The sequence below is a fragment of the Burkholderia sp. Bp8986 genome, from assembly GCF_003854225.1.
In the GTDB taxonomy this organism is placed as follows: Bacteria; Pseudomonadota; Gammaproteobacteria; order Burkholderiales; family Burkholderiaceae; genus Burkholderia.
In genome coordinates this window covers 31,332-53,002 of sequence record NZ_QTQM01000001.1, presented here as the reverse complement: position 1 = coordinate 53,002, position 21,671 = coordinate 31,332, and the positions used below count along the sequence as shown (strand labels likewise).

The window sequence follows — 21,671 nt, the reverse complement described above, 5'->3', positions numbered from 1 at the left end:
GCGATCGCATTCGATTAACGAATCAATATTATATATATTTATATATCGTTGATTCGTACTTTCGGTCGGCGCCATCGGAAGAAAAAGGAAAGCGCCGTCTGCGACGCCCACCCCTGCCTCCGCTACGCCTGCTCGCCGGCAAGCGCATCGGCTGCCGCCGCGCGCTTCTCGCCGGCCCGTACCGCGCCCAGCACCAGCACCGCGATCCCGGCGATCACGCACGGCACCGCGACGAATGCGAAGGCGATCGGCAACGGCAGCCCCGTTGCGAGCATCGCCCCGCCCGCCATCGAACCGACGACCGACCCGCCGCGGCCGATTCCGTTCGCCCAGCTCACGCCCGTGGTCCGGCACTCGGTCGGGTAGAACGCGGCCGACAGCGCGTTCGCGCCGACCTGCGAGCCCGACACGCAGAAGCCCGCGGCGAACACGACCAGCGCGGCGCCCGCCGGCGACGCGGCCAGCACGCCGATCGCCGCGACGAACACGCCGGCCGCCGCATAGCTGCATGCCAACACGCGATGCGGATCGAAGCGGTCCATCAGCCCGCCGAGCACGATCGCGCCGAGCGTGCCGCCGACCTGGAACATCGCGGTCACGCGCGCGGCCGTCTGCAACGTCGCACCGGTCGTGCGCAACAGCGTCGGCAGCCAGCTCGACAACAGGTAGATGACGAGCAGGCTCATGAAGAACGTGAGCCACAGCAGCAGCGTGCCGCGCAGCAGGTCGGCGCCGAACAGGCGGCCGAGCGGCGAAGCGGCCGGCTTGCCGCGCGGTGCGATGAACGACGCGTGCGCGAGATGCGGGTCCGGTGCGATGCGTGCGAGCATCGCCGCGATCCGTTCACGCGCCGCGCCGGTGTTGACGAGGTAGCGCACCGATTCGGGCAAGCGCCATGCGAGCACCGGCAGAAGCAGCAGCGGCGCGGCACCGCCGACGACGAGCACCGCGCGCCAGCCGTCGCGTTCGATCAGCGACGCGGCCGCGAGTCCGCCGAGCGCGGAGCCGATCGTGAAGCCGCAGAACATCGTCGTCACGAGCAGCGAGCGCCGCCGCGCGGGGCAATACTCGGACGTCAGCGTGATCGCGTTCGGCATCGCGCCGCCGAGCCCGAGGCCCGTCACGAAGCGCCACGCGATCAGTTCGGTCAGACCGCCCGCGCTCGCCGACGCCGCACTCGCGATGCCGAAACACGCGACACAGGCGAGCAGCAGGCGCTTGCGGCCGAACCGGTCGCCGAACGGCCCGAACACGAGCGCACCGGCCATCAGCCCGGCGAGCCCGGCGCCGAACACCGGCGCGAGCTGCGCGGGCGACAGGCCCCATTCCGCACGAATGACGGGGGCGATGAACCCGATCGATGCCGTGTCGAAACCGTCGATCGCGACGATCAGGAAGCACAACACGACGATCGCGGCCTGAAACGGCGCAACGCGATGCCGGTCGATCCATTCGCTGACGTCGATGGACAGCGTATCGGCCATGATGATGTCTCCTCCATGAAGGCGGTCGCGCGCGATGTCGTTGAAATGCGCGCCGCCGGATGCAAACCGAAATGGGTCAGGCAACGGATTTCAGGCAATCCTGCGCGCGCCAGCCGTGCAGCCAGTCGAGCGAATCGTAGAACTGCGCCTGCGTGCGTCCGACCCACAGCGCGTTGCGCACCTGCCGCTCGACGCCCTTCGCGTGATAGATCCGCCCCATCTCGCGCGCCGAATACAGCACGCGTGCGGTGCGCGGAATCCGCACGCGCTCGTACAGCGCAAACGCGGCCTCGAAGTCGCCGTCGGCCTGCGCGACGGCCGCGCCGAGCGTCACCGCATCCTCGAGCGCCTGGCACGCGCCCTGCGCGAGGTATTGCGTCATCGGATGGGCAGCGTCGCCGAGCACCGTCGCGCGGCCCGCACTCCAGCGCTCGACCGGGTCGCGGTCGGCGGTCGCCCAGCGCTTCCACGACGTCGGCCGGTCGAGCATCTGCTTCGGCAGCGGATGGATGCCGTCGAAGTACGACAGCACTTCCTCCTTGCTGCCGTCGCGCACGCCCCAGGTTTCCTGCTCGCGGCTGTGGAACGTGACGACGAGGTTGTACTGCCGGCCGCCGCGCAGCGGATAGTGGACGAGATGGCAATGCGGGCCGGCCCAGACGACCGGCGCATTGATCTGCAGATCCTTCGGCATATTGTCGACGTCGACGACCGCGCGATACACGACGTGCCCCGTCACGCGATGCGCGTCGCCGATCAACGCGTGACGGATCGCGGACTTCACGCCGTCGCAGCCGATCACCGCATCGGCGCGATAACGCTCGCCGTGCTGATCGATCACGGTCACGCCGTGGCCGTCCTGCTCGAACCCGCACACCTGCGTGCTGGTCCGGAACTCGATCAGCGGATGATCCTTGACCGCCTCGTAGATCGACAGGTGAATGTCCGCGCGATGGATCACCGCATACGGGTTACCGAAGCGCTCGCGATACGCGGCGCCCGTATCGATGCACGCGACTTCCCGCGCATCGACCGCATCCATCAGTTGCAGCCGGTCGGTAAACACCGCCCGGCCGCGCGCGGCCTCGCCGACGCCCAGCGCGTCGAGCGCGTTGAACGCGTTCGCGGCGAGCTGGATGCCCGCGCCGATCTCGCCGATTTGCGCGGCCTGCTCGAGCAGCTTCACGCGAATGCCCTGGCGCGCGAGCGCCAGCGCCGTCGCGAGCCCGCCGATGCCGCCGCCGATCACGAGTACGCGTCGGCCTGTGTTGTGTGTCTCGCCCATGTCTGTCTCCTGCTTCGTGTTACGCGATGTAGTCCGGTTGCCGCTGCGGCTGCGCTGCGTCGAATGCCGGCTCGCGCCGCGCGTGTTCATGAATCGCCAGGCTGCGTGGATACGCGCTCAGGTCGCAATCCATCCGCAGCGCGTTCGCGACCTGCGGCACGAGGCATACGTCGGCGAGCGTCGGCGCCTCGCCGAAACACCACGGACCCGTGTCCGCACGCGCGAGCAGACGCTCGACGCCGGCCATCCCTTCCGCGACCCAGTGCCGGTACCACGCGCTCTTCTGCTGCGGCGTGACCTGCAGTTCGCTGTCGAGGTAGCGCAGCACCCGCAGGTTGTTGACCGGGTGGATGTCGCATGCGATCAGCGTCGCGAGTTCCAACACGCGTGCGCGCTGCCGCGGTTCGAGCGGAATCAGCCGCGGCGCCGGACGAATCCGGTCGAGGTAGTCGATGATCGCGAGCGACTGGCCGAGACGGAAATCGCCGTCGACGAGCGCCGGCACCGACGCCGACGGATTCACCTGCGCGACGTAGCCGGCCTCGCGGTGCTCGCCCGTGCGGATGTTCACGGGCAGCGTGTCGTACGACAGTCCTTTCAGCGCGAGCGCGATGCGCACCCGATAGGACGTCGAACTGTTGAAGAAGCTATGCAGTTGCACGATGTGACCTTTCGAGGAAAGCGAGGCGCGCGTCAGACCACGTGCACGGCCAGTTCGCCGAGCCGCTCGACGCCGACCTGCATCACGTCGCCCTTGACCACCGCGCCGACGCCTTCCGGCGTGCCGGTGAAGATCACGTCGCCCGGTTCGAGGCGGAAGAACTTCGACAGGTCGGCGACCGTTTCCGCGACCGACCAGATCAGGTGCGACACGTCGCTCTTCTGCTTCGTCGCGCCGTTGACCGTCAGCCACAGGCCGGCCTGCTCGAAATGACCGACTTCGCTCGCCGGATGCACGGGGCCGATCGGCGCGGAACGGTCGAACGCCTTGCCGATTTCCCACGGCCGGCCCATTTCGCGCATCTTCATCTGCAGGTCGCGGCGCGTCATGTCGAGACCGACCGCATAACCCCACACATGCTCGAGCGCACGCTCGAGCGGAATGTCGGCGCCCCCCTTGCCGATCACCGCGACGAGCTCGGCTTCGTAGTGATAGTTCTGCGTCTGCGACGGATACGCGAGATCGAGCGTTTCGCCGTAGGCGACCGGCACGACCGAATCGGCCGGCTTGCAGAAGAAGAACGGCGGTTCGCGATCGGGATCGAAGCCCATTTCGCGCGCATGCGCCGCGTAGTTGCGGCCGACGCAGTACACGCGGCGCACCGCGAAGCGGGCGTCGCTGCCGGCGACGGGAAGCGCCACCGGCGCTTCGGGCGGGAAAACATAAGTCATGAACGGCTCCAGCGTAGGCATGAAGGAAGGAAGGAACGCGCGCCGCGTCGGCGACGCACGCGACGAAGCGGGGAAAACGGGCGTCAGTCGCGCGCTTCGCGCAGCAGGTTCAGTGCGGACAGCACCGGCCGGTCGGAATAGCTGAACAGCACGCTGTCGGACGACGCAGACAGCCGCACCGGCGCCCACGACGGCGCGACGAAGATGTCGTGCGGCTCGAACGCGAACGCGTCGCCGCCGATGTGCGCGGTGCCGCTGCCTTCGACGACGCAGTAGATCGTCGCGTCGGTGCTGCGATACGTGCGGCCGTCGAAGCCGGCCGGCAGGAACTGCATGAAGGTCGCGATCGTCGGCATCGGCCAGCCGCCCGTCGCGGGGTTCACGTAGCGCAGCTTCACGCCGTCCCACGCGTCGAGTTCGCCGTTGCGGTACAGCGCGTCGAGCGCGTCGCGGGTGCGCGCATACGGATAGCTGAACACCGGCGACGTCGGATCGCTCGCGCGATGCCGCACCGGCGCCATGTTGTGGCCGAAGCGCGCGAAGCTGTCGCCTTCCGCGCGGCTCACCGGCTGCTCGGCCGTCGGATGGTTTTCGGCGAAACCCGCGTCGAGGTTCGCGACGAGCGGAATGTCGAGCCCGTCGAGCCACACGACCGACTCGCCGCCGTCTTCCACCGCCGGATTGCCGTGGTCGTGCCACGCCCAAGACGGCGTGATGATGAAGTCGCCCGGATGCATCGTCGTGCGCTCGCCGTTCACCGCGGTCCATGCGCCCTTGCCTTCGACGATGAAGCGCAGCGCCGACTGCGTATGCCGGTGACTCGGCGCGATCTCGCCGGGCAGGATCAGCTGCAGGCCTGCGTACAGGGTCGGCGTCATGCTCGACTTGCCGGGCAGGCCCGGGTTCTCCAGCACCAGCACGCGGCGCACGGCTTCTTCCGCGCTGATCACGCTGCCGGCCTGCATCACCAGGTCCCGCACCCGCGCGTACTTCCAGATCGCGGCCTGCGCGGCCGGCTGCGGCGTCTTCGGCACGAGGTTGTGCAGCGATTCCCACAACGGGGCGAGGCGCTGCTCGGCGATCCGGGCGTAGTAATCGGCGCGCGACGTATCCGGGTGTCGGCTGGTCATGATGTCTCCTTGGGGCGGCCGATCGCGGTCGGCGCTGTGTCGGGTCGGGGACCGCGTGCCGCAGTCCGTTAGCGCATTTATATTCGACGCAGACATACCCGGTAAAATGGTGAAATCATCTAATCCATATTGATTCGGATATATCTTCCGATACGGAGCGTGCGATGGACTGGACCCACCGGCTGCGCTTGCGGCACCTGCAGGTCCTGCTGAGCCTGGCCAGCACGGGCAACCTGAGCCAGTCGGCGGCTGCGCTCGCGACCACCCAGCCGGCGCTGTCGAAATGGCTGAAGGAACTCGAGGAGGATGTCGGCCTGCCGCTGTTCGAGCGGCATGCGCGCGGCTTGCGGCCGACGGCCTACGGCGACGCGCTGATCGAGCATGCGCGCCGCGTGGAGGCGCAGCTCGACGTCGCGCGCGACGACATGGCCGCGCTGCGCGAAGGCGGCAGCGGCCTGGTCACGATCGGCACGTCGGGCGTCGCGGCCGCCGATACGGTGCCGCTCGCGGTATCGCAGTTGCTGAAGCGGATGCCGCGCGCGCAGGTGCGGCTCGCGGAGAGCACGATGAACCAGCTGATGCCGCAGCTCGCGCGCGGCGAGCTGGACATCGTCGTCGGCCGTTCCGGGTCCGCGTCCGTCGATCCGCACCTGCACGCCGAAGCGCTGTACGTCGATCCGGTGGTGTTCGTCGCGCGGCCCGATCACCCGCTCGTCGGCACGGCATCCGTCGGCTGGGACGAGGTGCTGGCCTGCTCGTGGATCGTCTGGCCGCCCGGCACCCCCGTGCACAACGCGCTACAGGTCGCGCTGACGGCCGCCGGGCGCGTGCAGCCGCCGCATTGCGTCGAATCGAATTCGTCGATCCTGAACCTCACGCTGCTGAACAACACCGACCTGCTCGGCGTCGCATCGCATCGTGCCGCGCGGCGCTTCGAGCAATTGAACGCGATCCGCATCCTGCCGATGCGGCTCGAGGGCCAGGGCGCGGTGTCGATCTACTGGCATCCGGACAGCGCGAAGCGCGCGGCCGTGGCCGCCGCGATCGAGTGCCTGCGTGCCTGTGCGGCGCCGCAGGTGGGCGGATGGGAGAAAGTGAAGGCGGAGTGAGCGACGCAGCGACCCGGCGCGAACCGGGCGCTGCGCCGTGGCGCATCAGCCGCCGTCGCAGGACGCGATGTCGTCCAGCATCAGCGTGCCGACTCGCGCGGGCACGAGCGGCGTGCGCGGCACCGGCGGCGTCCAGCCGAACAGCGCCTGCGCGGCCGCGCCGCACACGCGGCCCTGGCATGCGCCCATCCCGCAGCGCGTCTGCAGCTTCGCGGCCGTCCAGCCCGGCGCAGGCGCGGCCGCGTCTGCGACCGCGTCGAAGCGCACGTCCTCGCAACGGCACAGCAGCGTATCGGGCCGCGCGAGCTTGCGGATCGGCTCGCGTATCGCGAAGCGCTCGCGCACCGCATCCGCGAACGCCTGCCAGTGCGCGCGCAGCGCAATCCGCTCGGCCAGCGGCGCCGTCTGCCCGGTGGCCGCGTAGCCGGCGATTTCGCCTTCGACCATCGCCAGTTCGCTGCCGCCGACACCCGTGCACTCGCCCGCCGCGAAACAGCCGTCGCGGCTCGTGCGCTGATGCGCGTCGACCACCACCGCGCCGTTTTCTATCCGGCAGCCGAGGTGGCTCGGCAGCACGGTGTTCGGCACGAGGCCGAAGCCGCACGCGAGCCTGTCGCAGTCGACCTCGAACTCTCGCTCGCCCTGCCGGATCCGCACGCGTTCGAGCCGCTTGTCGCCGAACGCCTCGACGACGTAGGCATTGGGCCGGTAGGCTGCCGTGACGAGCTTCGCCGCCTGCGTGAGTTTCGACGGCCAGCGCCAAAGCCCCGCGCCGAAACCGGCCACGTCGCTCCACGCCGCCTGTTCGAGCACGTGCGACACCTGCGCGCCGGCCTGACGGGCCGTCGCCGCGCTCGCGAGCAGCAGCGGGCCGCTGCCGGCGATCACCGTGCGCTGCCCGCGCACGTCGAGGCCGTACTTGATCAGGGCCTGCAGGCCGCCCGCGCCGGTCACGCCCGGCAGCGTCCAGCCCGGGAACGGCAGCAGCAGCTCGCGCGCACCGCAACACACGATCAGCGTGTGGAATTCGAGCAGGAAGCCGCGCTCGTCGTCCTCGAGCAGCAGCGTGCCCGGCTGCGTTTCGGCCACGATGCGCGTGGCCGCAAGATGCGTGACGTTCGGCTGACGCAGCACGGCCAGGCGTTCCGCCGCGGCCGGCACCGGCATCGCGGCCGCCGCCTGGCGCCAGATCTGCCCGCCCGCGCGCGGATTGTCGTCGACGATCGCGACCGTCGCACCGCTTCGTGCGGCGGCCCGCGCCGCCGACAGCCCGGCCGGGCCCGCGCCGACGATCGCGACGTCGACGCTCAGTCTTTCCTGTTTCGCCGTGCTCATCGCGTGCGCTCCACCCGCATCCCGTCGCGGCACAGCGTCTGGCAGGCCAGGCGGCGGCGGCCGTCGATCGTCATCCTGCACTCCTGGCAGATGCCCATACCGCAAAACGGCGCGCGCGCCGCACCCGTGCACGACACGCGCGTCGTGTCGTCGCCGCTCGCCGCGACGGCGGCCGCGACGGTCGCACCGTCGGCTACCGTCAGCGCGCGGCCGTCCAGATGAATGATCATGTGAGCCTCCGGCGGGCCGCCCCCGCGGGGGGCGCCTTGCATGGGACCGGGGCAAGCGCTGAAGCGCCAACTCCGGTCGATGGCGAACGAAGTGTGCGTGGGGGTCGTTTCATGTCAGCGCTCCAGCTACGGGGGACGTCGTCAGGAAACGTCCCGGCAAATACGGTTCGATGTCGATGGGCGGCCGCTCGCCGGTCATCAATGCAGCGACGAGCCGCGCGCTGCCCGGCGCGGTCGTCACGCCCAGCCCTTCGTGCCCGACCGCGAGCCATACGCCCGGCCGCGCCGGATGTTCGCCGAGCAGCGGCAGGCCGTCGGGGCTCGCGGAACGGAAACCCGTCCATGCGCGAATCCCGTTCAGATCGGCCAGGTCGGGCAAATAGCCGGCCGCGCGGCGCAGCATGCGCGCGAGGACCGGCGGCTCGATGCGCGCGTCCTCGGTATCGAACTGGCGCGACGAGCCGATCAGCAGCTGGCCGGTCGGCCGCGGCTGCACGTTGAACGCGACCGACGTGCCGTCGCTCGCATGCGCGCTCGCCGCATAGCCTAGTTCGACGAGCTGATGCGACACCCGGCCCGGATAACGATCGGTGATCAGCAGATGCCCCTTCTTCGGGCGCAGCGGCAACTCGGGCAACAGCGTGCGCGCGGCGACGCCGTTCGCGACGACCACGCGTTCCGCGTGCAGCGTGTCGCCGCTCGCGAGCGTCACGCTCGGACCATCGACCGCCACCGCGCGCTCGCGCCGCAACGTGATGCCCGGCGCGCGCTGCAGCAGCCAGCTCGCGGCGACGGGCGCATAGAGAATCGCGTCGCCGGGGATCTTCAGCGCGCCGCCGAGGCCCGCGCGCAGCATCGGCTCGAGTTGCGCGAGCGTCGCCGCATCGATCAGTTCGCCCGCGACGCCATGTGCGGCGAGCGTCGCCTGCTTGGTGCGCGCGAGGTCCATCTCGCTGGAATCGGCCGCGAGCCACAGCGTGCCGCAGTTGCGGTACGCGCAGCCTTCCGGCATCTCGCCGGCGAGCGCGCGCCACAGCTCGATCGAGTAATGGCTCAGCGCGAGCTCCGCCGCGTTGTCGTCCATCGCGACGAGGTGCCCCATGCCGGCGCCGGTTGCGCCGCCGCTCGCGTCATCGACGACGAGCACGCGCAGCCCGCGCTGCGCGAGTTCGTGCGCACACGCCGCGCCGACGATGCCGGCGCCGATCACGACGACGTCGGTCCTGATTTCGCTCACGACACGATGCCCCAGCCGAACGGATCGTCTTCCTCGATCAGCAGCGTCGCTTCCGCGCTGAGGTGCGCGCTGCCGCGGATCGTCGGCACGATGCCGCCGTCGGCCTGCGCATAGCTCGCCTGGAACACGCTGCCGATCACGCTCGCCTGCCGCCACACGACGCCCGGCTGGAGCTTGCCGTCGGCCGCGAGGCACGCGAGCTTCGCGCTCGTGCCGGTGCCGCACGGCGAACGGTCGTACGCGTGGCCCGGGCACAGCACGAAGCTGCGGCTGTCGTGCTCGGGATCGTCAGCGAACAGTTCGATATGGTCGATCTCGCCGCCGTTCGCGCCGGTGATGCCCGCGCGCTCGAGCCCCGCGCGCACCGCGGACGAATAGGCGGTAAGCGCCGCGACGTTGTCGCCGGCCACGCGCTGGCCGTGATCGCTGATCAGGAAGAACCAGTTGCCGCCCCACGCGATGTCGCCCTTCACGGGGCCGTAGCCCGGCACGTCGACATCGACGGCCTTCGCGTGGCGATACGCGAGCACGTTGCGCACGCTGACCGACAGGTCGTCGTGCAGCGTCGCCTCGACCGTGCCGACCGGCGTTTCGATCCGGTGCACGCCCGGCTCGATGCGGCCCATGTGATGCAGCGTGCGCACGACGCCGATCGTTCCGTGCCCGCACATTCCGAGATAGCCGCTGTTGTTGAAGAAGATCACGCCGGCCGCCGCCTCCGGCGACACGGGCTCGCACAGCAGCGCGCCGACCAGCACGTCGCTGCCGCGCGGCTCGAGAATGCACGCGGTGCGATAGCGATCATGCTCGCGCGCGAGCACGTCGCGGCGCTCGGCCATCGTGCCGTTGCCGAGCGAGGGGAAACCGGACACGACGAGCCGCGTGGGTTCGCCGCCCGTGTGCGAATCGATGATCTGGATGCGCTTCATCATGAGCCGTCCGATGTGGGGAAAAGAGCATAGCTTCCTCCGTCGCGCGTCCGTCCGCTTGTGGCTTTTCGATAAGGACGGCGACGAAATCGGCATAGTGCGAAGCACCCTTCGCGGCCCTTCCGGCCACTATGCCGATTTCGTCATTTTGCTCCGCGATCCGGCTCAAGCGTGATGGGTGTTTGCACGGCGATACTGGTTGCACGTCGACACGCCTGTCGTCGACCGATACGAAGCAGGAGATTGCAGTGAGCCGAAACGCCATCCAGCGGACCGGAGTTTTCCCCGCCCTCAGCAACCGGTTCGCACCGGGCGCTTCCATCGCTTTCGACGCCGCGCGCCGCGCCGATCGGAATCGGGCGAACCGCTGACCGCGCCGACCGATTTCCCCCCGGCGGTGCAACGGCATCCCCCGTCGCATCGCCGCTTCCGGTCCGGCATGGCTCGCGCGGGCCGTTCGCTGCGGCGCCAACCCGCGCCGCGCATGAACGGTCCCCGGCCCGCGCCGGTCGCTCGAACCGGTCGCACGCCGGCCGGCAGGTGTTGCGCCGCTGCCCCGTCGGAGCGCAGCGCAAGCCACACCTGCACCGATATTTCCCAGGAGACAAACCCATGCCAGGCCAAGGCAACACACACCCGTCCGTCCCGCTTTCCCGTTCCGTGCCCGCCGACGGCGGTCACGGCAAATTCAAGAAGCAGTTGTCGCTGACCGACCTGACGTTCATCGGCCTCGGCGCGATTTTCGGTTCGGGGTGGCTGTTCGCCGCGAGTCACGTATCGACGATCGCCGGCCCGGCCGGCATCTTCTCGTGGCTGCTCGGCGGCTTCGCGGTGCTGCTGCTCGGCATCGTCTACTGCGAGCTCGGCGCCGCGCTGCCGCGCGCGGGCGGCGTGGTCCGCTACCCGGTGTTCTCGCACGGCCCGCTGCTCGGCTACCTGATGGGCTTCATCACGCTGATCGCGTTCTCGAGCCTGATCGCGATCGAAGTGGTCGCCGCGCGCCAATATGCGGCCGCGTGGTTTCCCGGTCTCACCAAGGCCGGCTCGAGCGACCCGACCACGCTCGGCTGGCTCGTGCAGGCCGCGCTGCTGTGCTTGTTCTTTTACCTGAACTATTCGAGCGTGAAGACGTTCGCGAAGGCGAACAACATCATCAGCATCTTCAAGTTCATCGTGCCGCTGTCGGTGATCGCGGTGCTGTTCACGTTCTTCAAGCCCGCCAACCTGACCATGCACGGCTTCGCGCCGTTCGGCATGCCGGGCATCGAGATGGCCGTCTCGGCCGGCGGCATTATCTTCGCGTACCTCGGCCTCACGCCGATCGTGTCGGTCGCGAGCGAAGTGCGCAATCCGCAGCGCACGATCCCGATCGCGCTGATCCTGTCGATCCTGCTGTCCACGCTGATCTACGTGCTGCTGCAGCTCGCCTTCATCGGCAGCATCCCGACCGACATGCTCGCCGCCGGCTGGCACGACGTGAGCAAGGCCTTCTCGCTGCCGTACCGCGACATCGCGCTCGCACTCGGCGTGGGCTGGCTCGCGGTGATGGTGGTGGCCGACGCGATGATCTCGCCGAGCGGCTGCGGCAACATCTACATGAACGCGACGCCGCGCGTCGTCTACGGCTGGGCGAAGACGGGCACGTTCTTCAAGGTGTTCACGCGTGTCGACGAAGCGTCGGGCATCCCGCGCGCGGGCCTGTGGCTCACGTTCGGCCTCGCGATCTTCTGGACCATGCCGTTCCCGTCGTGGGAAGCGCTGATCAACATCGTGTCGGCCGCGCTCGTGCTGAGCTACGCGGTCGCGCCCGTGTCGGTCGCCGCGCTGCGCCGCACCGCGCCAGGCCTGCCGCGGCCGTTCCGCGCGGTGGCGTTCGGCATCACCGGCCCCGCGTCGTTCGTGATCGCCGCGCTGATCGTCTACTGGTCGGGCTGGAGCACGGTGTCCTGGCTGCTCGGCCTGCAGATCGTGATGTTCGTGATCTATCTCGCGTGCCGCCGCTGGGTGCCGACCGCGCACCTGAGCATCGCCGAACAGGTGCGCTCGTCCGCGTGGCTGATCGCGTTCTACGCGGCCATGATCGTGCTGTCGTACTTCGGCGGCTTCGGCGGCACGGGCCAGCTCGCGCATCCGTACGACACGGTCGTCGTCGCGGCCGTCGCGCTCGTGATCTTCTACTGGGGCGCCAACACCGGCATCCGTTCCGACAAGCTGCAGCTCGAAGACGACGAAGACTGACGCACCCGCTTTCCCCTTTCCACTCCGGCCGGGCGCATCACGTCCGGCCCCGCATTTTCCGAGGAAGAACCATGCAACTCACAGGTCAGCTCCTGATCGGCCAGTCGGCCGTCGCCGGACAGAACGGCACCCTTCACGCGATCGCCGCCGCGACCGGCGAACCGCTCGAACCCGCGTTCGGCGGCGCGAGCCTGCACGACCTGGAGACGGCCTGCGCGCTCGCCGACGAAGCCTTCGACACGTATCGCGAAACGGGCCCCGAGCAACGCGCCGCGTTTCTCGACGCGATCGGCCGCAACATCATGGCGCTCGGCGACGACCTGATCGAGCGCTGCGTCACCGAAACGGGGCTGCCGCGCGCACGCATCGAAGGCGAACGCGGCCGCACGGTTGGCCAGCTCGCGCTGTTCGCGTCGCTCGTGCGCGACGGCGGCTACGTCGATGCGCGCATCGACCCGGCCCGCCCCGACCGCAAGCCGCTGCCGCGCGTCGACCTGCGCCTGCGCAACGTCGCGATCGGGCCGGTCGCCGTGTTCGGCGCGTCGAACTTCCCGCTCGCGTTCTCGGTCGCGGGCGGCGATACGGCATCGGCACTCGCGGCCGGCTGCCCGGTGATTGTCAAGGCGCACTCCGCGCACCCGGGCACGTCCGAGCTCGTCGGCCGTGCGATCCAGCAGGCCGTGCGCGAATGCGGGCTGCCGGCCGGCGTGTTCTCGCTGCTGTTCGATGCGTCGCGTGAAATCGGCCAGGCGCTCGTCGCCGATCCGCGCATCAAGGCCGTCGGTTTCACCGGCTCGCGCCGCGGCGGCGTCGCGCTGATGAACATCGCGGCCGCGCGCCACGAGCCGATTCCGGTCTATGCGGAAATGAGCTCGATCAATCCGGTGCTGCTGTTCCCGACCGCGCTCGACGCGCGCCACGACATGATCGCGCCGCAGTTCGTCGCGTCGCTCGCCCTCGGCGCCGGCCAGTTCTGCACGAACCCGGGCCTCGTGCTCGCGGTCGACGGCCCCGCGCTGCGCGCGTTCGAAGCCGCGGCAGCCACCGCCGTGCAGGCCACCGCCGCGCAGACGATGCTGACGCCGCACATCCACGCGAGCTATGCGCAAGGCGTGGCCACCCTGCGCGCGCACGACGCGGTCGAGTTGCTCGCGGAAGGCGTGGAAGGCGGCCGCTACCAGGCGCGCGCGGCGCTGTTCGCGACGTCGGCGGACGCGTTCCTCGCTCACCCCGAACTGCGCGACGAAGTGTTCGGCCCCGCGTCGCTGATCGTGCGCTGCCCGGATGCCGACACGCTGCATGGCGTGCTGAAGTCGCTGGAAGGCCAGCTGACCATCGCCGCGCATCTCGCCGACGGCGACGCCGCGCTGTTCGCCGCGCTGCGCCCGACGCTCGAGCGCAAGGCCGGCCGTATTCTCGTCAACGGCTTCGGCACGGGCGTCGAGGTCGGTCATGCGATGGTGCACGGCGGCCCGTTCCCGGCCACGTCCGACACGCGCACGACGTCGGTCGGCGCACGCGCGATCGAGCGGTTCCTGCGCCCCGTGTCGTACCAGGACGTGCCGGACGCGCTGCTGCCGGACGCCATCCGCAACGGCAACCCGCTGAACGTGCCGCAACGCATCGACGGCGTGCCCGCGCCGCGGGAAGCGCGCGATGTCTGAGCCGCTCGCCGAAGTCGTCCTGTCGCTCGACGAGGTGCACGCACTCGCGCTGCGGGTGCTGACGCACCACGGGATGTCCGCTGCGCACGCGCAGGCGATCGCCAGCGTGATCACGCAGGGCCAGCGCGACGAGTGCCACTCGCACGGCGTGTACCGGCTGCTCGTGTGCGTGCGCTCGCTGAAGAAAGGCAAGGTCGATCCGCAGGCGGTGCCGACGCTGCGCCGGCTGTCGTCGTCGATCGTCTCGGTCGACGCGCATCGCGGCTTCTCGTTGCTGAGCTTCGAGACCGGCCTGCCGGTGCTCGTCGAGATGGCGAAGCAGCACGGGATCGCCGCGATGACGATCAACCGCTGCTACCACTTCTCGGCGCTGTGGCCCGAGGTCGAGGCGATCGCCGCCGAGGGGCTGGCCGGCATCGCGATGAACCCGAGCCACAGCTGGGTCGCGCCGGAAGGCGGCCGCGAACCGGTGTTCGGCACCAACCCGATCGCATTCGCGTGGCCGCGCCCGGACGGCGTGCCGTTCGTGTTCGATTTCGCGACCAGCGCGATCGCGCGCGGCGACATCGAGCTGCATGCGAAACAGGGCAAGGCGATCCCGCCGCACTGGGCGATCGACGCCGATGGCCAGCCGACCACCGACCCGAAGGCCGCGCTGCAGGGTGCGATGCGCACCTTCGGCGGGCACAAGGGTTCGGCGCTCGCGGCGATGGTCGAACTGCTCGGCGGCGCGCTGATCGGCGACATGACGAGCCAGGAGTCGATGGATTTCGACGCAGGCGTCGGCGCGACGCCGTGCCACGGCGAACTCGTGATCGCGTTCGACCCGAAGGTGTTCCTCGGCGACGAGCTCGACGCAGGCCTCGCGCGCGGCGAGCGGATGTTCGCTTCGATCACCGGGCAAGGCGCGCGGCTGCCGTCGCAACGGCGCTTCGATGCCCGCGCGCGCAGCATCGCGCACGGCGTGCGGATTCCGCAGGCGCTGTACGACGAAATCCTGACGCTGCTCGACTGACGCGCGATCGGCGGGTACGGCGCACGGCTTCATCGTCGGCAGAACGGGCGATGAAGCCGCTGCCGGCTCCGCCGGCGATGGCCGGCGTCCGCCTTCGTGCCTGGTGCGCCCGGTTCGCCTTCACGCTCGGCACACCGAGGCGCTGTCCGGCCCACCACGCCACCCGCGCCCTCGCCCGCGGGCGCCGCACGCCCGGCGGCTGTGGGATAATCGTCGAGTTTGCCCAGGGCGCAGCTCAAGAGGTTGTTCGCACGGGCGCGCGAGAGGCCTTTATTCCCGTGCCTCCACCCTTTTCCGCGATATTTCTTCAGCCATACCATGCCCACATACCGTTCCAAAACTTCCACCGCCGGCCGCAACATGGCAGGTGCGCGCTCGCTGTGGCGCGCCACCGGCATGAAAGACGACGATTTCTCGAAGCCGATCATCGCGGTCGTCAACTCGTTCACGCAGTTCGTGCCCGGGCACGTGCACCTGAAGGATCTCGGCCAGCTCGTCGCGCGCGAGATCGAGGCCGCCGGCGGCGTCGCGAAGGAATTCAACACGATCGCGGTCGACGACGGCATCGCGATGGGCCATGACGGCATGCTCTACTCGCTGCCGAGCCGCGACATCATCGCCGACTCGGTCGAATACATGGTGAACGCGCACTGCGCGGACGCGATGGTCTGCATCTCGAACTGCGACAAGATCACGCCGGGGATGCTGATGGCCGCGATGCGCCTGAACATCCCGGTGATCTTCGTGTCGGGCGGCCCGATGGAAGCCGGCAAGACGCGACTCGCGAACCCGGTCACCAAGGCCATCGAACTGAAGAAGCTCGACCTCGTCGACGCGATGGTGATCGCGGCCGACCAGTCGTATTCGGATGCCGACGTCGCCGAAGTCGAACGCTCGGCGTGCCCGACCTGCGGTTCGTGCTCGGGCATGTTCACCGCGAACTCGATGAACTGCCTGACCGAAGCGCTCGGCCTGTCGCTGCCCGGCAACGGCACGGTCGTCGCGACGCACGCCGATCGCGAGCAGCTGTTCAAGCGCGCCGGCCGCCGCATCGTCGAGCTGACCCGCCAGCACTACGAGCAGGACGACCTGCGCGTGCTGCCGCGCTCGGTCGGCTTCAAGGCGTTCGAGAACGCGATGACGCTCGACATCGCGATGGGCGGTTCGACCAACACGATCCTGCACCTGCTGGCGATCGCGCAGGAAGCCGGCATCGACTTCACGATGAAGGACATCGATCGCCTGTCGCGCAGCGTGCCGCAGCTGTGCAAGGTCGCGCCGAACACGAACAAGTACCACATCGAGGACGTGCACCGCGCCGGCGGCATCATGGCGATCCTCGGCGAGCTCGACCGCGCCGGCAAGCTGCACACCGACGTGCCGACCGTGCACGCGCCGTCGCTGAAGGACGCGCTCGACCAGTGGGACATCGTCCGCACCGAAGACGAAGCGGTCCGCACGTTCTACCTGGCCGGCCCGGCCGGGATCCCGACGCAGGTCGCGTTCAGCCAGGACACGCGCTGGCCGAGCCTCGACCTCGACCGCGCCGAAGGCTGCATCCGCTCGTACGAGCATGCGTTCTCGAAGGAAGGCGGCCTCGCCGTGCTGACCGGCAACATCGCGCTCGACGGCTGCGTGGTGAAGACGGCCGGCGTCGATGAAAGCATCCTCGTGTTCGAGGGCTCGGCCCACGTGACCGAGTCGCAGGACGAAGCGGTCGAGAACATCCTGAACGACAAGGTCAAGGCCGGCGACGTCGTGATCGTCCGCTACGAAGGCCCGAAGGGCGGCCCCGGCATGCAGGAAATGCTGTACCCGACGAGCTACATCAAGTCGAAGGGCCTCGGCAAGGCATGCGCGCTGCTGACCGACGGCCGCTTCTCGGGCGGCACGTCGGGCCTGTCGATCGGTCACTGCTCGCCGGAAGCGGCGGCGGGCGGCGCGATCGGCCTCGTGCGCGACGGCGACAAGATCCGCATCGACATCCCGAACCGCACGATCGACGTGCTCGTTTCGGACGAGGAGCTCGCACGGCGCCGCGAGGAGCAGAACGCGAAGGGCTGGAAACCGGCGCAACCGCGCCCGCGCAAGGTGTCCGCCGCGCTGAAGGCCTATGCGAAGCTGGTGATGTCGGCCGACAAGGGCGCCGTGCGCGACCTGTCGCTGCTCGACGACTGACGCGCGGCGGCGGGCCGCACGACGGGCCCGCCCGCCTCGATCGGGAGCCGCTCTCCGGAGCGGCATCGGACTGCTGACGAACCCCACGTTTTTCGGAGCGTGGGGTTTCGTTTTTCCAGGAACAGGCTTGCAGGGGCGCGATGAGCGAGCCGACCGATCCGTTTTTCGTCCGGCGCAGGCCAAGGGCCGCGCCCCCGCTGCCGTCGGCCGGTCAACGGCGAAACTCGTCGCTGCTGCCTCCACCCCCGCCACCGCCGTGGTTCCCGCCGCCGTTTCCGCCGCCCTGCGGCCGTGCGCCGCCGTAACCTCCACCACCCTGATGCGTCGGCGGCACCATCATCCGGGCCGCGCCACCGCTCGGTGCGGGCGGTGACGATGGCGGCGGTGGCGCCGGCTGACGGGCAGCCGCGCCAGGCATCTGCGCGGGCGCGGGCGCGGCCTGCGGCGCCGGCGCGCGGTTCGGGCCGTTCCAGCCGCCGCGCGTGGCCGACGGCCGTGCATCATGCCGCTCGGGCGGCTCGCCGCCCGGCACGCGCTGAACCGGCCCGCCCGGCTGCGGGCGCCCGTAGGCCGGCGGCATCCCGCCGGGGCCGATGCGCGGCTCGGCACGATGCTCCCAGCGGTCGCGATCGTGAAACCACGGCCGGTGGCGGTAGTAGCGATCCCAGTACGCGCCGATCGCGAACCCGGTCACCGGCACGCCGATGATCGCGCCGTATTCGAGCAACGGCACGTAATTGCCCTGATACGGATAGTCGAGTTGCTCCGCGTCGATCCAGCCGCGCACGCCCGGCAGCGCGACGTCGCACCATGAGTAATCGCTCAGGCAGCCGAACACGTCCAGCGCGGTGCCGGGCGGGACCTGCGCGACGACCGGATAATCGGGCGCCGGCCCCGCATAGATTTCGGCCCCGGAATTCGTATAGGCGCTGCTTTGCGCGTCGGCGAGGCCCGGTATCGCGGCGAGACCGAACAGGACGACGCACAGACTTCGGATGATCGTGTTGCTCATGTTGCTCTCCCGCGCGGTGCCGCCGCGCGTCGGTCAGTGTCGATGGCCCCCGCCCCAATGCCCGCCTCCCCCGTGGCCGCCGCCCCAGGGACGGCGCCAGTACCCGCCGCGGTAGCCGCCGCCCCAATGCCCCCAAAAGCCGAGGCCGATCGTGACGGGCGGCCCGTACCAGCCCGGGTAATACGCGGGATAGTAGGCCGGGTAAGGCACATAGACCGGCGCGGCATATACCGGAGCCGGCGCGTCGGCGTAATCGTCCGCCGGCGGCGGCACGGCCGGCACCGCGGGTGTCGACGGGGCAATCGGCCCGGCATTTGCCGGCGCTGCCGGGAGTTCGCGCTGCGAAACCGTGGCAGGCACGGGTGCGTAATACGGCGCATAGCCGTACGGGCTCGTGTAATAACAACCGCTCAGCGCGAGCATGGCCAGCGCCATGACGGCAGGCCTCGCGGCGGAAATCGGGTTCATTTCATGCTCCGCAGGAATCCGCGCGTCGCTGCGTGGCGCGCGCCTGACTCTAGCTTACGTCCCCCGCATATTTCTGCGGGTTTGATCCGTTACTTTTTGTTTCCACGGGTCGAATCCGGGTCGCAACCGGGCGGGCATGCCGCATGCTCGCGCGTCAGCCGCGCCGACGTTGAAGTTGACGCAAATGCCCTCAACTTGAATATCGAGTCAGGCTGGCCGGCGCGGACGGGCGTTCGCGGCCTCCGGGAGCCTGAAACCCGCGGACTTCGGCCCGCCCAGACAGGAACGCGGCTCACGCCGTCATCGACATGACTACGCCACGCCCCACGCTTCGGGCGGACACGCCCCTCGATCCGATCATCCAGCTGCTGGCGCTCGCCGGCGAACAGGGTTATCTGACGCACGCCGACCTCGTCGACGCGCTGCCGCCGGAAAGCGACAGCCCCGACGCGCTGGACGTCGTGCGCGCCGCGCTCGCAGACATCGGCATCGCCGTGCTCGACGAGCCGGCCGCGCCGGTGCCGTTCGCGGGCGCGGCGCCGGTCGACGTCGATCGCGACGCGCTCGACGAGGGCCGTGCGCTGCTCGGCGATCTGGCCCGCGGCACGAGCGCATCGACCGATCCGCTCGCGCTCTACATGCGGCGCATCCATGCGGTGCCCCTGCTCAAGCGCGAGGACGAAATCGTGCTGGCCCGCGAGATCGAAACGGGCCGCCATCAGATCCTGCACGCGCTCGCCGGCTGTCCGGCGGCCGTCGAGGCGCTGCTCGCGCGCCACGGCGCGACGAGCGCAACCGGCGCGGCCGCCAACGAAGGCGATGATATCGGCGACGGCGAAGGCAACGCACCGGTGCCTGCACGCTACGACACGCTGCAGGACGCGGTGACGGCCGTGCGCCGCGCATTGCACGCGCAGGGGTGCCGCTCGGCCGAATACCGCGACGCGCGCAACCGCCTGGCCGCGCTGCTCGGTTCGCTCGCGTGGGTGGCACCGGCCGTCGACGACGCGAGCCGCGTCGTGCGCGCCTTGGCCGCCGCGCCGGTCGACGCCGCGACGGACGCCGCCGCGGGCACCGACGCCGCGTGCTTCGACACGGTCGCGCGGCGTGCGCTCGGCGCCGCGCTGAGCGACGGCCAGCAGAAGGTGCGCGACGGTACGCGCGCGATGCTCGAGGCGAACCTGCGGCTCGTGCTGTCGATCGCGCGCAAGTACATGAACCGCGGCGTCGACCTGCCCGACCTCGTGCAGGACGGCTGCCTCGGCCTGATGCGCGCGATCGAGAAGTTCGAATACCGGCGCGGCTTCAAGTTCTCGACCTACGCGACCTGGTGGATCCGGCAGGCGGTCGCGCGCGCGGTGGCCGATCGCGCGCGCACGATCCGCGTACCGGTGCACGTCGGCGACCAGTACCAGCGCGTGCATCGGCACGCACTGCGCTTCCGCCAGCGCACCGGCCGGCGCGCGACGCCGGCCGAACTCGCGGCCGAAACCGGGCTCGCCGAGGACAAGCTGCGCGCGGTGCTCGCGCTCCCTGCCGAGCCGGTGTCGCTCGACACGCCGCTGCCCGACGCGGACGCCGGCCTCGTCGACCTGATCGAGGACCAGGCATCGGCGAGCCCGTTCGAGCAGCTGGCCGACACGCGGATGCGCGAATGCGTGACGTCGCTGCTGCGCTCGGTCACGCCGGCCGAGGCCGACGTGCTGCGCCGCCGGTTCGGCCTCGGCGGCGCCGAGCCCGACACCTACGACGCGATCGCGCAGGACGCGGGCATGTCGCGCGAACGCGTGCGGCAGATCGAGAAGCGCGCGCTCGCCGCGCTGCGCACGGCCGCGGAGGCGGAAGGCGCGCAGACGTTCCTCGAAGCGTGACGCATCGCACGTTCGTGCCGCGACCCGGCACGAACGTGCGCGGCCCGCTTCCGCCTGTGCAACGTTTGCTATTGATGCACATCAAGTTTTGTTCGTCGCCGGCCCTGACAATGTGTTGAAATAAAAAAATGCGACCGGCGCGTTATCCGCCGTGTCCATTCCGTTTGCACATCCCCGGGCTCCGCACATGCAAACGACCATCGGCCAGACACACGAGGAAAACCGGCAAATCGCGGCCTGCCTGCGCGAAGCCGCGCAGTTGCTTGCCGAACAGGGGGCGAATCCTTATCGGGTTGCCGCCTACCGCGCGTCGGCCGACACGATCGCCTCGCTCGAAGACGGCATCCGCACCCGCTTCGACGCGGGCGGCGTCGATTCGCTCGCCGCACTGCCGGAGATCGGCACGGGCGTCGCCCAGGCGATCGCCGAACTGCTGGTGACCGGACGCTGGCGCCTGCTCGACCGGCTGCGCGGCGACGCGGAGCGCGCGTCCGCATTCGAAGCCGTGCCAGGCATCGGCCACGCGCTCGCGCTGCGGATTCACGACCAGTTGCACATCGATACGCTCGAGGATCTCGAACGCGCGGCCCGCAGCGGCCAGCTCGAAGCGATCGCGGGCGTCGGCCCGCGTCGCGCGTCCGGCATCCGCGCTGCGCTCGACGACGTGCTGACCCGGCGCCGGCGCTGGCAAGGCCACGCGCGCAACGCCGATCTCGGCACGGAGCCGCCGGTCGAGCTGCTGCTGTATATCGACCGCCTGTACCGCAACAAGGCCGCCGCCGGCATCCTGCCCACGCTCGTGTCGCGTCGGCTGAACGCGGACCTGAGCGTTCAGCCGCCCGTGATGCACATGACGAAAGGCGGCTGGCATTTCACCGCGCTGTGCCCGTATCCCGTTCGCCCGCAGGAGTCCACCCGCACCGCCGACTGGGTCGCGCTCTACTTCTACGATGCGCTGCAATGCGAGTACCAGAGGACGGTCGTCACCGAAACGCTCGGCTCGCTCGTCGGCAAGCGCATCGTGCGCGGACGCGAGATGGAGTGTCGTGTGTATTACGCGGGATGATCCGCTCGGGGGCTCCGGCCGCCGCGGT

18 protein-coding genes are annotated in these 21,671 nt (G+C 69.9%); 7 read left to right on the top strand and 11 right to left on the bottom strand.

Annotated elements, in window-relative coordinates:
• Positions 1–122 precede the first annotated feature (122 nt).
• From DID99_RS00220 to gtdA, 5 genes are all read right to left on the bottom strand, one after another.
• Positions 123–1,484 (bottom strand): aromatic acid/H+ symport family MFS transporter, encoded by a 1,362-nt coding sequence (locus DID99_RS00220; protein ID WP_124485015.1) that lies wholly within the window; start codon positions 1,482–1,484, stop codon positions 123–125.
• Between the two features lie 76 nt (positions 1,485–1,560).
• Positions 1,561–2,769: a 3-hydroxybenzoate 6-monooxygenase gene (locus DID99_RS00215; protein ID WP_124665775.1), complete on the bottom strand. Its 1,209-nt coding sequence runs from the start codon at positions 2,767–2,769 to the stop codon at positions 1,561–1,563.
• Between the two features lie 19 nt (positions 2,770–2,788).
• The gene (gene maiA / locus DID99_RS00210) at positions 2,789–3,430 is read right to left on the bottom strand and encodes a maleylacetoacetate isomerase (protein WP_124519669.1); all 642 of its coding nucleotides are present in this window, start codon (positions 3,428–3,430) and stop codon (positions 2,789–2,791) included.
• Positions 3,431–3,462: 32 nt separating this feature from the next.
• Complete coding sequence (locus tag DID99_RS00205; protein WP_124485018.1) at positions 3,463–4,161, bottom strand: fumarylacetoacetate hydrolase family protein; 699 nt, start codon at positions 4,159–4,161, stop codon at positions 3,463–3,465.
• Positions 4,162–4,244: 83 nt separating this feature from the next.
• Complete coding sequence (gtdA, locus tag DID99_RS00200; protein ID WP_124665774.1) at positions 4,245–5,291, bottom strand: gentisate 1,2-dioxygenase; 1,047 nt, start codon at positions 5,289–5,291, stop codon at positions 4,245–4,247.
• 164 nt (positions 5,292–5,455) lie between these two features.
• On the opposite strand from gtdA, the gene DID99_RS00195 reads away from it, so the two are divergent.
• On the top strand, positions 5,456–6,400 hold the full coding sequence (locus tag DID99_RS00195; protein ID WP_124485020.1) for a LysR family transcriptional regulator: 945 nt from the start codon (positions 5,456–5,458) through the stop codon (positions 6,398–6,400).
• A gap of 45 nt (positions 6,401–6,445) precedes the next feature.
• Here the strand turns inward: DID99_RS00195 and DID99_RS00190 are convergent, their stop codons facing one another.
• From DID99_RS00190 to DID99_RS00175, 4 genes are all read right to left on the bottom strand, one after another.
• Entirely contained in the window at positions 6,446–7,735 is a 1,290-nt protein-coding gene (locus DID99_RS00190) for an FAD/NAD(P)-binding oxidoreductase (protein WP_124665773.1), read from the bottom strand.
• The gene (locus tag DID99_RS00185; protein ID WP_011658575.1) at positions 7,732–7,965 is read right to left on the bottom strand and encodes a 2Fe-2S iron-sulfur cluster-binding protein; all 234 of its coding nucleotides are present in this window, start codon (positions 7,963–7,965) and stop codon (positions 7,732–7,734) included. Before DID99_RS00185 ends, DID99_RS00190 begins: the two co-directional genes overlap by 4 nt.
• 109 nt (positions 7,966–8,074) lie before the next feature.
• Positions 8,075–9,202 carry an FAD-binding oxidoreductase gene (locus tag DID99_RS00180; protein WP_124519672.1) on the bottom strand — a complete coding sequence of 376 codons (1,128 nt, stop codon included), beginning with the start codon at positions 9,200–9,202 and terminating at the stop codon, positions 8,075–8,077.
• Complete coding sequence (locus DID99_RS00175; RefSeq protein ID WP_124665978.1) at positions 9,199–10,131, bottom strand: 4-hydroxyproline epimerase; 933 nt, start codon at positions 10,129–10,131, stop codon at positions 9,199–9,201. The genes DID99_RS00180 and DID99_RS00175 overlap by 4 nt, the downstream gene beginning before the upstream one ends.
• 612 nt (positions 10,132–10,743) lie before the next feature.
• On the opposite strand from DID99_RS00175, the gene DID99_RS00170 reads away from it, so the two are divergent.
• The 4 genes from DID99_RS00170 (at position 10,744) to ilvD (ending at position 17,226) form a co-directional block, all read left to right on the top strand.
• Positions 10,744–12,369: an APC family permease gene (locus tag DID99_RS00170; protein WP_044842883.1), complete on the top strand. Its 1,626-nt coding sequence runs from the start codon at positions 10,744–10,746 to the stop codon at positions 12,367–12,369.
• Positions 12,370–12,440: 71 nt separating this feature from the next.
• Positions 12,441–14,033 (top strand): aldehyde dehydrogenase (NADP(+)), encoded by a 1,593-nt coding sequence (locus DID99_RS00165; protein ID WP_124665772.1) that lies wholly within the window; start codon positions 12,441–12,443, stop codon positions 14,031–14,033.
• Entirely contained in the window at positions 14,026–15,048 is a 1,023-nt protein-coding gene (locus tag DID99_RS00160; protein WP_124665771.1) for an Ldh family oxidoreductase, read from the top strand. Before DID99_RS00165 ends, DID99_RS00160 begins: the two co-directional genes overlap by 8 nt.
• Before the next feature lie 318 nt (positions 15,049–15,366).
• Positions 15,367–17,226 carry a dihydroxy-acid dehydratase gene (gene ilvD, locus DID99_RS00155; protein ID WP_044842880.1) on the top strand — a complete coding sequence of 620 codons (1,860 nt, stop codon included), beginning with the start codon at positions 15,367–15,369 and terminating at the stop codon, positions 17,224–17,226.
• 211 nt (positions 17,227–17,437) lie between these two features.
• Here the strand turns inward: ilvD and DID99_RS00150 are convergent, their stop codons facing one another.
• Positions 17,438–18,238, bottom strand: a complete 801-nt coding sequence (locus DID99_RS00150) for an SH3 domain-containing protein (RefSeq protein ID WP_124665770.1) — start codon at positions 18,236–18,238, stop codon at positions 17,438–17,440.
• 33 nt (positions 18,239–18,271) lie between these two features.
• On the bottom strand, positions 18,272–18,706 hold the full coding sequence (locus DID99_RS00145) for a hypothetical protein (RefSeq protein WP_124665769.1): 435 nt from the start codon (positions 18,704–18,706) through the stop codon (positions 18,272–18,274).
• 308 nt (positions 18,707–19,014) lie between these two features.
• Between DID99_RS00145 and DID99_RS00140 the strand changes: the two genes are divergently transcribed.
• Together DID99_RS00140 and DID99_RS00135 are read left to right on the top strand one after the other, a co-directional pair.
• On the top strand, positions 19,015–20,577 hold the full coding sequence (locus DID99_RS00140; RefSeq protein ID WP_124665768.1) for a sigma-70 family RNA polymerase sigma factor: 1,563 nt from the start codon (positions 19,015–19,017) through the stop codon (positions 20,575–20,577).
• Positions 20,578–20,764: 187 nt separating this feature from the next.
• Complete coding sequence (locus tag DID99_RS00135; protein ID WP_124485028.1) at positions 20,765–21,643, top strand: helix-hairpin-helix domain-containing protein; 879 nt, start codon at positions 20,765–20,767, stop codon at positions 21,641–21,643.
• Positions 21,644–21,671 lie beyond the last annotated feature (28 nt).